Below are 12,808 nucleotides of genomic sequence, written 5' to 3' on the forward strand. Positions count from 1 at the left end.
GCAACCGCCTCCCTGATAGAGGCTGGGGTGGTTTTTGCAGTATAGGGTGGCGTGCGAAGTACTGCCGTGCACCTTATCGCTTAGGCGACGCAATCCCTGTAGGACCGCGTCAGCATGAACGATCAATTCAGGTCGAGTTTTGCTTCCAGGCGGTCCAGGTGCTTGTGCATCAAACCCAACGCCGCCTCGGCATCGCCTTGCTCCACGGCATCGATGATGGCCGCGTGTTCTTCCCATGCACAGTGGTCGCAACACGGTGATTCGTAGCGGGCGATGATCAGTGAGGTCATCGGCACCAGCCCATTGAGGAACCGTGCCAGCGGCGCATTGGCCGCCACCTGCGCCAGTTTCAGGTGAAACTCACCGCCCAGGCGGATCGCCGCGCAGCGCTCACCGCTTTCGTGGTGCTGGCGCTCGCGCTCTACCAGTTGCCGCAGCTGGCGCACCTGCGCCGGCCGTGCGCGCTGGGTGGCCAGGGTAATCAGCGTGGTTTCGGCCAGGCGCCGGGCGCTGAGCACTTGACGTGCCTGATCCGGGTCGGGCGCGGCCAGGTGCGCGGTGTGGCTGGGGCGCTGCACCACCACCTGCTGGTCGGACAGGCGCCCAAGCACACGACGAATCACGGTGCGACTGACACCAAAGGCATGCCCCAACGCCTGCTCGGGCAGCAGCGCGCCCGGGGGCAGGCGCTGTTCGAGAATGGCGTCGAACAGCCGGGGGTAGATCTGCTCGGCCGACAGGCGGGTTTCGCCGGCCGCAAGCAGGGCGGGCAGGTGAGGGGCGGCGTTCATGGTCGCTCTCCTGGGGTCATGGATGCGGGTGTTCGTCCGGGATGTTCAGCGAAATGCCCATGCGCTGGCCTTCGGCGAGGATGTGCTGGCGCATCTGGGCACTGGCCTGGGCGCTGTTGCGTTCACGTATGGCACGTACCACTGCTTCGTTCTCCTTTAGCCGCGCCGCCAGGTGCTCGGGCGAGTTGCGCAGCATGTCGGCGCTCTGTTTCAGGGCATTGCCGGTCTGCTGCACCACGCTCTGGAAGATCGGGTTGGTGGTGAGCGCGAACAGCGCTTCATGGAAGGCGATGTAGGCCTTCACGCCGGCTTCGCTGTCATCGGCCTCCAGCGCTTCGCGCATGTCCATCAGGGTCAGGCGTAACTGGCCGATGTCCTGGCTGTTGGCCGATTGCGCCACAAGGCCAACGATGAAGGGCTCAAGGGTGTAGCGCAGTTCCAGTACGTCGGCCAGGCTGGCCGCAGCGCTGGTGTCGATGCCGGGTTCCTGGAGGGTGGCATCGGCGTCCAGTACCAGTACGCCCTTGCCTGGCAACGAGCGGACCAGGCCCAGGGTCTCCAGCACGGTCACCGCTTCGCGCAGGCTAGGGCGGCTGATGCCCAGTTGTTCGGCCAGCTCGCGCTGGCCCGGCAGCATGTCGCCGGTGCGCCATTGGCCCCGGGCCAAGGCCTGGCGCAGTTTTTCCACCACTGAGTTGACGACGGTTGATGAGCTGATCACGGTTCGCTCCTGCAAGGGCCGGCGTGATCGCCGGCCGCTCTGGTTCAGAATTCCTGTTGATGGTGCGTGTTGGGCTGTTTGCGCGGCGTGGGGGCAAAGCCGGGCTTGCCGTCGAGCACGTTCTGCGCGCGCTCCAGGTCAATGTCCTTTTCCCAGCGGGCGATGGCCACGGTGGCCACGCAGTTGCCAATCAGGTTGGTCAATGCCCGCCCGATGCCCATGAACCAGTCCACTGCCAGCACCAGCACCAGGCCAACCACCGGAATCGCGGGTACGGCGGTCAAGGTGGCGGCCAGGATGACCAGTGCCGAGCCTGGGATGCCGTGAGCGCCCTTGGACGTCACCAGCGACACCAGCAGGATGGTCAGCAGGTCGGTCATTTCCAGCGGCGTGCCGGTGGCGTTGGCGATGAACACGATGGCCAGGGTCAGGTAGATGGAGAAGCCGTCGAGGTTGAACGAGTACCCCGTCGGGATCACCAGGCCGACGGTGGAGCTGCCAATGCCCAGGTGCTCCAGCTTGCGCATGATCTGCGGCAGCACGGCGTCGGAAGAGGCGGTGCCCAGCACGATGGTCAGCTCTTCACGCAGGTACTTGAGGAGCGGCAACAGCTTCAGGCCCGACAGGCGCATGACCGTCCCCAGCACGATCAGCACGAAGCCGGCACAGGTCAGGTAGAACAGTGCGACCAGCCCGCCCAGGTGCTGCAGCGATTCCAGGCCGTATTTGCTGGTGGTGAAGGCGATGGCGCCGAATACGCCGATAGGCGCCAGACGTACGATCATGCCCATGATGCGGAAGATCACATGGCTCAGTTCGTTGATCAGCCGCGAAATGCCGGCGGCCGAGTCACCCACCAGGTTCAGCGCACTGCCGAACAGTACCGAGAACAACAGCACCTGAAGAATGTTGTTGTCGGCGAAGGCACCGATCACCGAGGTGGGGATCAGGTCCATGAAGAACGCCGTGGCGCCGTGAATGTGCTGGCCGCGCTCGGCCAGGCCGTTGGCATCGGCGGTGGACAACTGGTCCAGGTGAATGTTTGCACCGCTACCAATGCCACTGCTGAAGGCGAACACCAGGCCGATCACCAGCGCCAGGGTGGTCAGCACTTCGAAGTAGATCACTGACTTCAGGCCGATGCGCCCGACCTTTTTCAGGTCGCCCGCGCCCGAGATACCGCTGACCACCACGCAGAATACGATCAGGCCGATGAGCATCTTGATCAGCTTGATGAAGCCGTCGCCAAGGGGCTTGAGTTGCAGGGAAAGGTCGGGAAAGCTGAGACCGCAGGCGATGCCGAGGGCAAGGCCGAGCACGACTTGCAGGAAGATCGAACGCGAGCACCATTTAAGCATGGGATTGATCTCTGATCGGTGTCCTTGCTTCGGTAGCCGCACGGGGCGAAAGAGCGCAGGACTTAATTATTGTGGTCTTACCGGTTTGTTCAGCGCGGGGCCATAAAAGCGCGAAAAATCCGACTTTGCAAGGGTTTTCGGCCTTACCGGTCTGACCAGTTATGGGGCAATCTGGCCTGCCAGGCTCTACTTCGGTGCATGCCGTGAAGTGGGTATGCGCGAATCAGTTCAGGGCTTGGCCAGTGCCTGCTCCACTGCTGCAATCAGCTTGCCAAGATCCTTGGGCGGTGCGTTGTGGATGACGCCGAACAGGTAGGCGCGCTGCTCCTCTTCGTCGTCCGGCTCGGCGAAGAAGTCCTTGGGTTTGACGCCCAGCACCTGAGCAAACTCCATGAGTGCATCGATGCTGGGTGTATAGGTGCTGGTTTCGAAGCGGCTGATGGTCTTGGGATCGAAGCCGGTCCGTTCGGCCAGTTGTGCCTGGGTCAGGCCCGCCAGCTTGCGGTAGCGGCGCAGGGCGGTACCCAAAGCTGATCTCGTCATCACTTAATTCCCATTTAGAATCAAGAACTTAACGATATCTATCAACATGGCGCAACGCCATGATTGATCACCTTTGTTTTATTTATGTGATGAATTTCGTAGAATTCACGGCTTGACCGGTCAGTCATCGTCAACATCCCTGCGTGGTTCGGCCTCGTGCCCAACGGCGGGAAGCGCATGTGCCATTTGGAGCGGATCGCTACGGATCGGTTCCGATGGTTGTCGATGAGCTGAGTACCGGTACGTCAGTGAATGGAGTCTCATCGTGCGCCTCAACTTGCCGGTTACCCCGGTCGAGCAACGTTTTCCCCCTGATCAGCGGCTGATTTCTGCTACCGATACCGCCAGCCTGATCACCTACTGCAACCCCGAATTCGCCGCTATCAGCGGCTACAGCGAGGCCGAACTGATCGGCAGCCCGCACAACCTGGTGCGCCACCCGGACATGCCGCCGGCGGTGTACGCGTTGATGTGGCGCTACCTGAAAGCTGGCAAGAGCTGGATGGGCATCGTCAAGAACCGCTGCCGTAACGGCGACTACTACTGGGTCAACGCTTACGTCACGCCTATCCTCGAAGGCGGGCGTGTGGTCGGCTACGAGTCGGTGCGGGTGTGCCCCACGCGTGAGCAGGTGGCCCGTGCCGAAGCCCTGTATGCGCGGCTGCGCAACGGCCAGGCGGCAGTGTCGGTGCCGCGTCGGCTGAACGTGCTGGCGCAGGCGCTGGCCTTGCCACTGGCGGGCGGGCTGCTGGCACTGGGCGCCAACCAGCTATGGCCTGGCCTGGTGGGGCAGGGGCTGACCCTGGGGCTGTTCCTGGCCTACGGCCTGTGGGCAAGCGATGCCATTGGCCGGCAGTTGCAGCGGGTTGTGCAAGGCGCCGACGGTGCCTTCGCCGACCCGGTTGCAGCCTTGACCTACAGCGACTTGCCGGGTGCCGCGGGGCAACTGCAACTGATGCTGATCAGCGAAGAGGCACGCCTGAAAACCGCATTGACGCGGTTAAGCGACCTGGCCGGGCAAATGGCCGTGGCCGCCCACGATGCCGGGCAGCTGTCGCGCGGCACCGAGGCCGCGCTGCTGGAGCAACGTGCCGAAACCGACCTGAGCGCCACCGCAATGAACCAGATGGCTGCCTCCATCGGTGAAGTGGCCAACCATGTCCAGTTGACCGCCGCCGAGGCACACACCGCGCACCTGCTGGCCGAGCAGGGTAGCCAGGTGGCAGATGCCAGCGGTGCAGCCATTCGTACCTTGGCCAGCACCGTGACGCAGATCAACCAGGCGGTCAGCCAGCTGGCCGGTCAGACCGGTGCCATCGCGGAGGCTGCCGGGATGATCCGCGGCATTGCCGAGCAAACCAACCTGCTGGCCCTCAACGCTGCCATCGAGGCAGCGCGTGCGGGCGAGCAAGGGCGCGGCTTTGCCGTGGTCGCCGATGAGGTGCGGGCGCTGGCCGACAAGACCCGCCAGTCGACCCTGCACATCCAGGCCATCATCGATGCGCTGCGCAGTGGCGCCGAAGAAGCCGTGGTGATCGCCAGCCAGGGCATCGAAGGTGCCGAACTGGGCGTTGCCCAGGTGCAGGAAGCGCGACAGGCGCTGCATGGCATTCGCGATGCGGTGCAGCGCATCAGCGACATGAGCCAGCAGATGGCGACCGCTTCGCAGCAGCAGTCGGCAGTGGCCGAAGATGTTTCGCGGCAGATCAACGGCGTAGCCGGTATTGCCCAGCACAGCGCCCACAGCGCCAACGCCGCTGCCTCGCGCGGCGCCGAACTGGAACAGGTGTGCGCCGGATTGCGCGCCCTGGTGGAGCGCTTCAACCGCTAAGGCAGGATGCTTTATGGATGATATCTATCGCGCGGCCGTGGACGCGGCCGCGATCTTTTCGGAAACCGACCTGCGTGGGAACATCACCTACGTCAACCAGCAGTTCTGCAGCATCTCGGGCTACAGCCGCGAGGAACTGCTGGGAGCCAACCACCGTATCCTCAACTCCGGCCTGCACGAGCCGGCGTTCTTCGTCGGCATGTGGCGGGCCCTGGCCGCCGGGCGGGTGTGGAAGGGCGAGATCTGCAACCGGTCCAAGGACGGTTCGCTGTACTGGGTCGACAGCACCATGGTGCCCTTGGTCGACCCGCTGACCGGCCTGGTGCGCAAGTACGTGTCGATCCGCTTTGACGTCACCGAGAAACGCCAACTGCTGCACACCTTGCAATGGCGGGTGGGGCACGATGTGCTCACTGGCCTGCCAAATCGTGCCTACCTGTCCGACCTGTTGAACCAGGCCCTGGCCTACTCGCGGCGTGAAGACATCCCGCTGGCGGTGTGCATGCTCGACCTGGATGGCTTCAAGGCGGTCAACGACGGTTACGGGCACGCGGTGGGCGACCTGCTGCTGGTGGAAGTGGCGCAGCGCCTTAAGCGCATCCTGCGCGGGGGTGATGCGGTGGCCCGGTTGTCGGGCGACGAGTTCGTGCTGATCCTGCGCGACTTCGATGATGAGCGAAAGCTGCATGCAGCCCTGCGGCGGGTATTGCGGGCATTGGCGGCCCCCTGTGTGGTTCGGGGGCACACGCTTTCGCTCAGCGCCAGTATCGGCGTGACCCTGTACCCGCAGGATGATGAAGATGCCGATACCCTGGTGCGCCATGCCGACCAGGCCATGTATGTGGCCAAGCAGCGCGGGCGCAACCGGTATCACGTGTTCGACGTGTCGCAGGAGCAGGAGCTCAAGGCCACTCACCAGACAGTGGCGCGGGTGCGACGGGCCCTTAACAACCGAGAGCTTTGCCTTTACTACCAGCCCAAGGTCAACCTGCGCAGCGGCCAGGTGCTGGGCTTCGAGGGCTTGCTGCGCTGGCAGCGGCCAGGCCGTGGCGTGGTGCCGCCCGGCGATTTCCTGCCTTGGGTAGAGCAGACCGACCTGATCGTTGAAATCGGCGAGTGGGTGCTCGACCAGGCCTTGATCCAGTTGCAGGCCTGGCAGCAGCAAGGGCAGCCTTGGTCGCTGAGTGTGAATATCGCCGCGCGGCATTTACAGCGCAGTGACTTTGCCGAGCGCCTGCAGCAGCTGCTGGCAGCGTACCCGGCGGTGGACCCGGCCAGGCTGGACCTGGAAATCGTCGAATCCGTTGCCATCGACAACCTGCAGCACGTCAGCCGTTGCCTGGACGCCTGCCGCGCACTGGGCGTGCGCTTCTCGCTGGACGATTTCGGCACCGGCTATTCGTCGTTGAGTTACCTGAAACGCTTGCCGACCCAGACGATCAAGATCGATCAGTCGTTCGTGCGTGACATCCTCCATGATCAGGACGACCTGGCGCTCACAGCAGCGGTGATTGGCCTGGCCCGGGCCTTTGGCCGGGAGGTGATCGCCGAGGGGCTGGAGAGCGTCGAGCACGGCCGGGTGCTGATGGGGCTGGGCTGCGAGCTGGCGCAGGGGTACTGCATTGCCCGGCCTATGCCGGCCAGTGAAGTGCAAGCCTGGGCACAGGCTTACCGGCAACCGGTCCAGTGGCGTAATCCTTGAGCGGCCGTGCAGGTCAATAGATTCATCGCTCACGCAGCCGCTTGTAGAGGGTGGTCCGGCTGATCCCCAGGCCGCGCGCCACTGCTGACAGGTTGCCATTGGCTTGTTCAACCAGCGTCTGCAGGTCTACCGCTTCGGTCGCCACCAGCACAGGCACCTGCAACTCGGCCAGAAACCCTGCAGGCAGGTGCTCGACGCCGACGGGCCCGCTGCCCGCCAAAGCCAGTGCCACCTGCAGCACACTGACCAGTTCGCGCACATTGCCAGGCCAGGGGTGCTGATCGAGCAACTCCATAATGGCCGGGGGCAGCCGCGCCGGTTGCCCAGGCTCGCGGTAGCGGGCATGCACCTGGTCGATCAACTGCCGCCGGTCCGCACGCTCGCGCAGCGGCGGCAGCACCACCGTCAGCCCGGCAATGCGGTAGTACAAATCCTGACGAAAGCGCCCGGCACGCACCTCTTCGGCCAGGTCGCGGTTGCTCGCCGACACCACGCGGATATCCACCGCTACCGGTTCACCGCTGCCCAGCGGCTGGATGCTGCGCGATTGCAACACGCGCAGCAGGCGGGCCTGGGTAGGCAGCGGCATGTCGCCGATCTCATCGAGAAACAGGATGCCGTGGTCGGCCTTGCGGATCAGCCCCGGGTTGCCTTTGTGGTGGGCGCCGGTGAACGCGCCTTTGTCGTAGCCGAACAGCTCCGACTCCACCAGTTCGGCCGGGATCGCCGCGCAGTTGACGGCGACCAGGGGCTTGTCGGCGCGGCTGCTGGCACGGTGCAGGGTTTCCACGAACACTTCCTTGCCCACACCGGTTTCACCCTGCACCAACACTGGAATGTCCTTTTCCAGCAGCAGGCCGGCCTGCACTCGCGCTTTTTCCAGGCGTGGTTCGCTGTTGCCAGGTTCAGGGCGGCGGGGTGTTTCGCGTGGCGGTTGCCACTGACAATGAAAGCGGTTGCGCCCGGTGGCCTGGAGGGCGAAGGGCTGTTGCCGGGGATGGCTGAGCAACTGCTGCAGGGGCAACTGGAACAGCTGCTCGATGTTCTGCTGCAACGGGTTACCACCGAGCAGGCTGTCGGCCCGGTGGTTGGCGGCCAGCACCTGCCCATGCTCATCGAACACCAGCAGGCCGGCCCAGGGGCTGTCGAGGTTGTCGGAGGCGCTGTTGAAGATCAGTTGTGCATGCTGGTCGGCATGCGCGGCGAAGATCAGGCGGTTTTCCAGGCTCTGGCCCATCATGCGCACCAGGCCCAGTGTCTGGCTGGGCGGCAGATAGCCGTCGCTGGCCACGTCGAACACCCCGACCAGTTGCCGCGCAGCGTCGAACAGGGGGGCGGCGGCGCTGGACATGTAGCGGTTCTGGCGCAGGAAGTGCTCGTCCTGGCCGACGTGAATGGCCTGGGCACAAATCAGCGCGGTGCCCAAGGCATTGGTGCCAACGCCGCGCTCGTGCCAGTGGGCGCCGGCGCTGAAACCATGCTGTTGGCGCGGTTCGATGAAGCGCCGCGAACCCCAGCTGTCGAGCAGGCAGCCGCTGGCATCGGCCAGCATCACCAGGTAGCTGGCGTTGCCCAGCAGGTGTGCATATTGCGGCAGCACTTCCTCGCGGGTCAGGCGCAGCAGGGCCTGGCGTTTCTCCAGCAGTTCGCTGAGTTCGGCGCGGGTCAGGCAGTCGAAGTCCGGTGCGTGCTGCGGTTGCAAACCGTGATCGCGGCAGCGGGCCCAGGATGCCTGGATGAGTTGGGCATGGGTCGAAGCGGATGCGGCCATGGGCCTGTCCTGTGTGGTTGTTGTTATGGGCGGACCGCTGTTCAGTGTTGTTCACGGGTGTTCATTGTCAAACCGGCAGGTGTTCAGTTGTTCAGTGAATGTGTTCATTTGTGAACCCCCGGTTTGCATGGTCTGCGGCCGAGGCCCCAAGCCAGAGCATCGGGGAGCAACTGGCACGGAACTGGCTGTTCCCGGCAGACAACAACGACAAGAAGGCCATGCCATGTCCCTGGTGCTGGAGCAGGTCAGTCGCAGCGTCGACAACCAGCCGTGGATCGTCGATGCCTCGCTGCGTTTCGAGCCTGGTTCGTTCAACGTGCTGCTGGGTCGCACCCTGGCCGGCAAGACCAGCCTGATGCGCCTGATGGCCGGGCTCGATCGCCCGGACCGGGGCCGGGTGCTGATGGATGGCCAGGACGTGACGGGTGTGCCGGTGCGCCAGCGCAACGTGTCGATGGTGTACCAGCAGTTCATCAATTACCCGACCCTGAGCGTGTACGAAAACATCGCCTCGCCGCTGCGCCAGGCGCGTATGACCGAGGCGGACATCCGCAGGCGTGTGCAGGAAACTGCCGAGATGTTGCGCATCGAAACCTACCTGCAGCGCCTGCCGCTGGAGCTGTCCGGCGGCCAGCAGCAACGCACGGCGATGGCCCGGGCGCTGGTCAAGGATGCCTCGTTGATCCTTTTTGACGAGCCGTTGGTCAACCTCGACTACAAGTTGCGCGAAGGCCTGCGCCAGGAGCTTCGCGAGCTGTTCGCGGCGCGCCACTGCATTGCGGTATACGCCACCACCGAGCCCAACGAGGCGCTGGCGCTGGGCGGCACCACCACCCTTGTGCATGAGGGCCGCATCGTGCAAAGCGGCCCCACCGCCGAGGTGTATCAGCGCCCGGGCAGTGTGCTGGCGGCCGAGCTGTTCTCCGAGCCGCCGATCAACCTGGTGCCTGGCCGTATCAGTGGCAACGAGGTGAGCCTGGCCCAGGCCGTGCATTTTGCCCGCAATGCCGACTTGCAGGCGCTTGCCGAAGGCGACTACCGCTTTGGCGTGCGCCCCAGCCATATCACCCTGGTGCCGGCCCACGATGATGACCTGGAACTGGCGGTGCTGGTGGAGCTGGCGGAGATCAGCGGTTCCGAAACCTTCCTGCATGTGCGCAACGAGCATTGGCGCATGATCCTGCACCTGCCCGGGGTTCACGAATACCAGGTGGACACGCCGATCCGCGTGTTCATCCCCACCCACAAGCTGTTCGTCTTCGACAGCGCCGGGGCGTTGGTGCAGGCCCCGGGGTTGCGCCAGGCAAGGAGAGGGTGATGGCCGAAATCCGCCTGCGCCAACTGGCGCACAGTTACAGTCGCCAGCCCGCCAGCGAGGCGGACTATGCCCTGCACGCGCTGGAGCATGTATGGGAGCAGGGCGGCGCCTACGCGTTGCTTGGGCCGTCGGGCTGCGGCAAGTCGACCCTGCTCAATATCATTTCCGGGCTGCTGACGCCGTCCCATGGCGAGGTGCTGTTCGACGGCAAACCGGTCAACCAGCTGTCGCCGCAAGCGCGCAACATTGCCCAGGTGTTTCAGTTCCCGGTGGTGTACGACACCATGACGGTGTTCGACAACCTGGCCTTCCCCTTGCGCAACCAAGGGCTGGATGAAGCCCGGGTGCGTGCCCGGGTGGAAGAAATTGCCGAGGTGCTCGACCTGTCTGCCGTGTTGCGCAAGAAGGCGCGCAACCTCAGCGCCGACGAAAAGCAGAAAGTCTCCATGGGCCGCGGCCTGGTGCGCGATGACGTGTCGGCGATCCTGTTCGACGAGCCGCTGACGGTGATCGACCCGCACCTGAAGTGGAAGCTGCGGCGCAAGCTGAAGCAGATTCACGAGCAGTTCAACATCACCATGATCTACGTCACCCATGACCAGCTGGAGGCATCGACCTTCGCTGACAAGATCGCAGTGATGCACGGTGGCCGCATCGTTCAGTTCGGCACCCCGCGTGAGCTGTTCGAGCGGCCCCGGCATACCTTTGTCGGCTACTTCATCGGCAGCCCGGGCATGAACCTGATCGAGGTGCGTGCCGAAGCCGACGGGGTGGCGTTTGGTGATGTCCACCTGGCGCTGCCCGATGGCCTGCGCGAACGGCTGGCGGCAACGGCAGGCGGGCGCTTGCAAGTGGGCATCCGACCAGAATTCGTGCAGCTGTGGGACAGCCCGTTCGATGGCGCCATCCCCGCACGCGTGCTGGATATCGAAGACCTGGGCACCTACCGCATCGTCACCGTCGAAGTAGGCGGTGTCGCGCTGAAGGCGCGCCTGGGCGAGGACCGCCCGTTGCCTGTGGATCAGGCCTGGGTCAGCTTGCCGGCGCAGTGGTTGATGCTGTACGTCGACGATGTGCTGCTGGAGGCCGGGCCATGAACAAAGTGCCGAACAACAAAGCCTGGTGGCTGGTGCTGCCGGTGTTCCTGCTGGTGGCGTTCAGCGCGGTGGTACCGATGATGACCGTGGTCAACTACTCGGTGCAGGATATTTTCGACCAGTCCAACCGCTACTTCGTCGGTGCCGACTGGTACCGCCAGGTGCTGCGCGACCCGGCGTTGCATGATGCGCTACTGCGCCAGTTCATCTATTCCGCCTGCGTACTGCTGATCGAGATCCCGCTGGGCATCGGCATTGCCCTGACCATGCCGACCAAGGGGCGCATGGCGTCGGTGTGCCTGATCGTCATGGCCATCCCGCTGCTGATCCCGTGGAACGTGGTGGGCACCATCTGGCAGATCTTCGGCCGTGCCGACATCGGCCTGCTTGGCGCTACCCTGGCCAAGCTCGGGGTCAGCTACAACTACGCCGGCGACCCGTTCGACGCCTGGCTTACGGTGCTGGTGATGGACGTATGGCACTGGACGTCACTGGTGGCACTGCTGTGCTATTCGGGCCTGCGCGCCATCCCCGACGTGTACTACCAGGCCGCGCGCATCGACCGTGCTTCGGGCTGGGCGGTGTTCCGCCACATCCAGCTGCCCAAGCTGAAGAATGTGCTACTCATCGCGGTGATGCTGCGCTTCATGGACAGCTTCATGATCTACACCGAGCCGTTCGTGCTGACCGGTGGCGGGCCGGGTAACGCCACCACTTTCCTCAGCCAGACCCTCACGCGCATGGCCGTGGGGCAGTTCGACCTGGGCCCGGCGGCGGCGTTCTCGCTGGTGTACTTCCTGATCATCCTGCTGGTGTCGTGGCTGTTCTACACAGCCATGACCCATGCCGACAAGGACTAGCCCATGAGCACGCGCAAAACGCTGGCCCTGCTGCTGTATTTCTTCTTCCTGCTGGTGCCGATCTACTGGTTGCTGAACATGTCGTTCAAGAGCAACACCGAGATCCTTGGCGGCCTGACCCTGTGGCCGCAGGCATTCACCCTCGACAACTACCGGGTGATCTTCACCGATGCCAGCTGGTACAGCGGTTACATCAACTCGCTGTACTACGTGTGCCTGAACACGCTGATTTCGTTGCTGGTGGCGCTGCCGGCGGCCTATGCCTTCTCGCGCTACCGCTTCCTCGGCGACCGGCACCTGTTCTTCTGGCTGCTGACCAACCGCATGGCGCCCCCGGCGGTGTTCCTGCTCCCGTTCTTCCAGCTGTACTCGTCGATCGGCCTGTTCGACACCCATATAGCCGTGGCCCTGGCCCATTGCCTGTTCAACGTGCCGCTGGCGGTGTGGATCCTGGAGGGCTTCATGTCGGGTGTGCCAAAGGAAATCGACGAAACGGCCTACATCGACGGCTACAGCTTCCCGCGCTTCTTCATGAAGATCTTCATTCCGCTGATTGGCTCTGGTATCGGCGTGACGGCGTTTTTCTGCTTCATGTTTTCCTGGGTCGAGCTGCTGCTGGCGCGCACCCTGACCTCGGTGAATGCCAAGCCGATTGCGGCCGTGATGACCCGCACCGTGTCGGCCTCGGGTATCGACTGGGGGGTGCTGGCGGCGGCGGGGGTACTGACCATTTTGCCGGGCATGCTGGTGATCTGGTTCGTGCGCAACCATGTGGCCAAGGGCTTTGCCCTGGGCCGGGTGTGAGGAGGGCAACGC

At 64.1% G+C, this 12,808-nt stretch carries 10 protein-coding genes and 2 pseudogenes; 7 read left to right on the top strand and 5 right to left on the bottom strand.

The genetic code is table 11. The annotated features are described in order from the left end of the window. Positions 1-122: 122 nt before the first annotated feature. From B9A31_RS23940 to B9A31_RS23955, 4 genes are all read right to left on the bottom strand, one after another. The gene (locus B9A31_RS23940) at positions 123-791 is read right to left on the bottom strand and encodes a GntR family transcriptional regulator (protein WP_016714785.1); all 669 of its coding nucleotides are present in this window, start codon (positions 789-791) and stop codon (positions 123-125) included. A 16-nt stretch (positions 792-807) separates the two neighbouring features. Continuing rightward, positions 808-1,512: a FadR/GntR family transcriptional regulator gene (locus B9A31_RS23945; protein ID WP_016714784.1), complete on the bottom strand. Its 705-nt coding sequence runs from the start codon at positions 1,510-1,512 to the stop codon at positions 808-810. Between the two features lie 44 nt (positions 1,513-1,556). Further along, a complete protein-coding gene (locus B9A31_RS23950) occupies positions 1,557-2,870 on the bottom strand; it encodes a C4-dicarboxylate transporter DctA (RefSeq protein WP_019097194.1) in 1,314 nt (437 codons plus the stop codon). Between the two features lie 228 nt (positions 2,871-3,098). Next, the gene (locus tag B9A31_RS23955; protein ID WP_025754409.1) at positions 3,099-3,413 is read right to left on the bottom strand and encodes a helix-turn-helix domain-containing protein; all 315 of its coding nucleotides are present in this window, start codon (positions 3,411-3,413) and stop codon (positions 3,099-3,101) included. 265 nt (positions 3,414-3,678) lie between these two features. On the opposite strand from B9A31_RS23955, the pseudogene B9A31_RS27870 reads away from it, so the two are divergent. The 3 genes and pseudogenes from B9A31_RS27870 to B9A31_RS23965 form a co-directional block, all read left to right on the top strand. After that, positions 3,679-4,008, top strand: a pseudogene (locus B9A31_RS27870) (PAS domain-containing protein); the annotation flags it as partial. A 741-nt stretch (positions 4,009-4,749) separates the two neighbouring features. Next, positions 4,750-5,244 (top strand): annotated as a pseudogene (locus B9A31_RS27875) (methyl-accepting chemotaxis protein); the annotation flags it as partial. Positions 5,245-5,257: 13 nt separating this feature from the next. Then, positions 5,258-6,946: a putative bifunctional diguanylate cyclase/phosphodiesterase gene (locus tag B9A31_RS23965; protein WP_025754408.1), complete on the top strand. Its 1,689-nt coding sequence runs from the start codon at positions 5,258-5,260 to the stop codon at positions 6,944-6,946. Positions 6,947-6,968: 22 nt separating this feature from the next. Here the strand turns inward: B9A31_RS23965 and B9A31_RS23970 are convergent, their stop codons facing one another. Further along, complete coding sequence (locus B9A31_RS23970; protein WP_027609735.1) at positions 6,969-8,717, bottom strand: sigma-54-dependent Fis family transcriptional regulator; 1,749 nt, start codon at positions 8,715-8,717, stop codon at positions 6,969-6,971. Positions 8,718-8,940: 223 nt separating this feature from the next. On the opposite strand from B9A31_RS23970, the gene B9A31_RS23975 reads away from it, so the two are divergent. The 4 genes from B9A31_RS23975 to B9A31_RS23990 are packed head-to-tail and all read left to right on the top strand — an operon-like array spanning position 8,941 to position 12,796. Further along, positions 8,941-10,035, top strand: a complete 1,095-nt coding sequence (locus tag B9A31_RS23975) for an ABC transporter ATP-binding protein (protein WP_019097190.1) — start codon at positions 8,941-8,943, stop codon at positions 10,033-10,035. After that, a complete protein-coding gene (locus B9A31_RS23980; RefSeq protein WP_025754406.1) occupies positions 10,035-11,132 on the top strand; it encodes an ABC transporter ATP-binding protein in 1,098 nt (365 codons plus the stop codon). The genes B9A31_RS23975 and B9A31_RS23980 overlap by 1 nt, the downstream gene beginning before the upstream one ends. Continuing rightward, on the top strand, positions 11,129-11,992 hold the full coding sequence (locus B9A31_RS23985) for a carbohydrate ABC transporter permease (RefSeq protein ID WP_016714776.1): 864 nt from the start codon (positions 11,129-11,131) through the stop codon (positions 11,990-11,992). Before B9A31_RS23980 ends, B9A31_RS23985 begins: the two co-directional genes overlap by 4 nt. 3 nt (positions 11,993-11,995) lie before the next feature. Beyond that, positions 11,996-12,796, top strand: a complete 801-nt coding sequence (locus tag B9A31_RS23990) for a carbohydrate ABC transporter permease (RefSeq protein WP_016714775.1) — start codon at positions 11,996-11,998, stop codon at positions 12,794-12,796. Positions 12,797-12,808: the final 12 nt, after the last annotated feature.

It is taken from the genome of Pseudomonas sp. URIL14HWK12:I5 (assembly GCF_900176445.1).
Lineage (GTDB): Bacteria > Pseudomonadota > Gammaproteobacteria > Pseudomonadales > Pseudomonadaceae > Aquipseudomonas > Aquipseudomonas monteilii.

Coding starts and splice junctions, on each gene's coding strand:
- B9A31_RS23975 (WP_019097190.1), top strand. CDS start 8,941: ATGTCCCTGGTGCTGGAGCAGGTCAGTCGCAGCGTCGACAACCAGCCG.
- B9A31_RS23985 (WP_016714776.1), top strand. CDS start 11,129: ATGAACAAAGTGCCGAACAACAAAGCCTGGTGGCTGGTGCTGCCGGTG.
- B9A31_RS23970 (WP_027609735.1), bottom strand. CDS start 8,717: ATGGCCGCATCCGCTTCGACCCATGCCCAACTCATCCAGGCATCCTGG.
- B9A31_RS23955 (WP_025754409.1), bottom strand. CDS start 3,413: ATGACGAGATCAGCTTTGGGTACCGCCCTGCGCCGCTACCGCAAGCTG.
- B9A31_RS23965 (WP_025754408.1), top strand. CDS start 5,258: ATGGATGATATCTATCGCGCGGCCGTGGACGCGGCCGCGATCTTTTCG.
- B9A31_RS23980 (WP_025754406.1), top strand. CDS start 10,035: ATGGCCGAAATCCGCCTGCGCCAACTGGCGCACAGTTACAGTCGCCAG.
- B9A31_RS23950 (WP_019097194.1), bottom strand. CDS start 2,870: ATGCTTAAATGGTGCTCGCGTTCGATCTTCCTGCAAGTCGTGCTCGGC.
- B9A31_RS23940 (WP_016714785.1), bottom strand. CDS start 791: ATGAACGCCGCCCCTCACCTGCCCGCCCTGCTTGCGGCCGGCGAAACC.
- B9A31_RS23990 (WP_016714775.1), top strand. CDS start 11,996: ATGAGCACGCGCAAAACGCTGGCCCTGCTGCTGTATTTCTTCTTCCTG.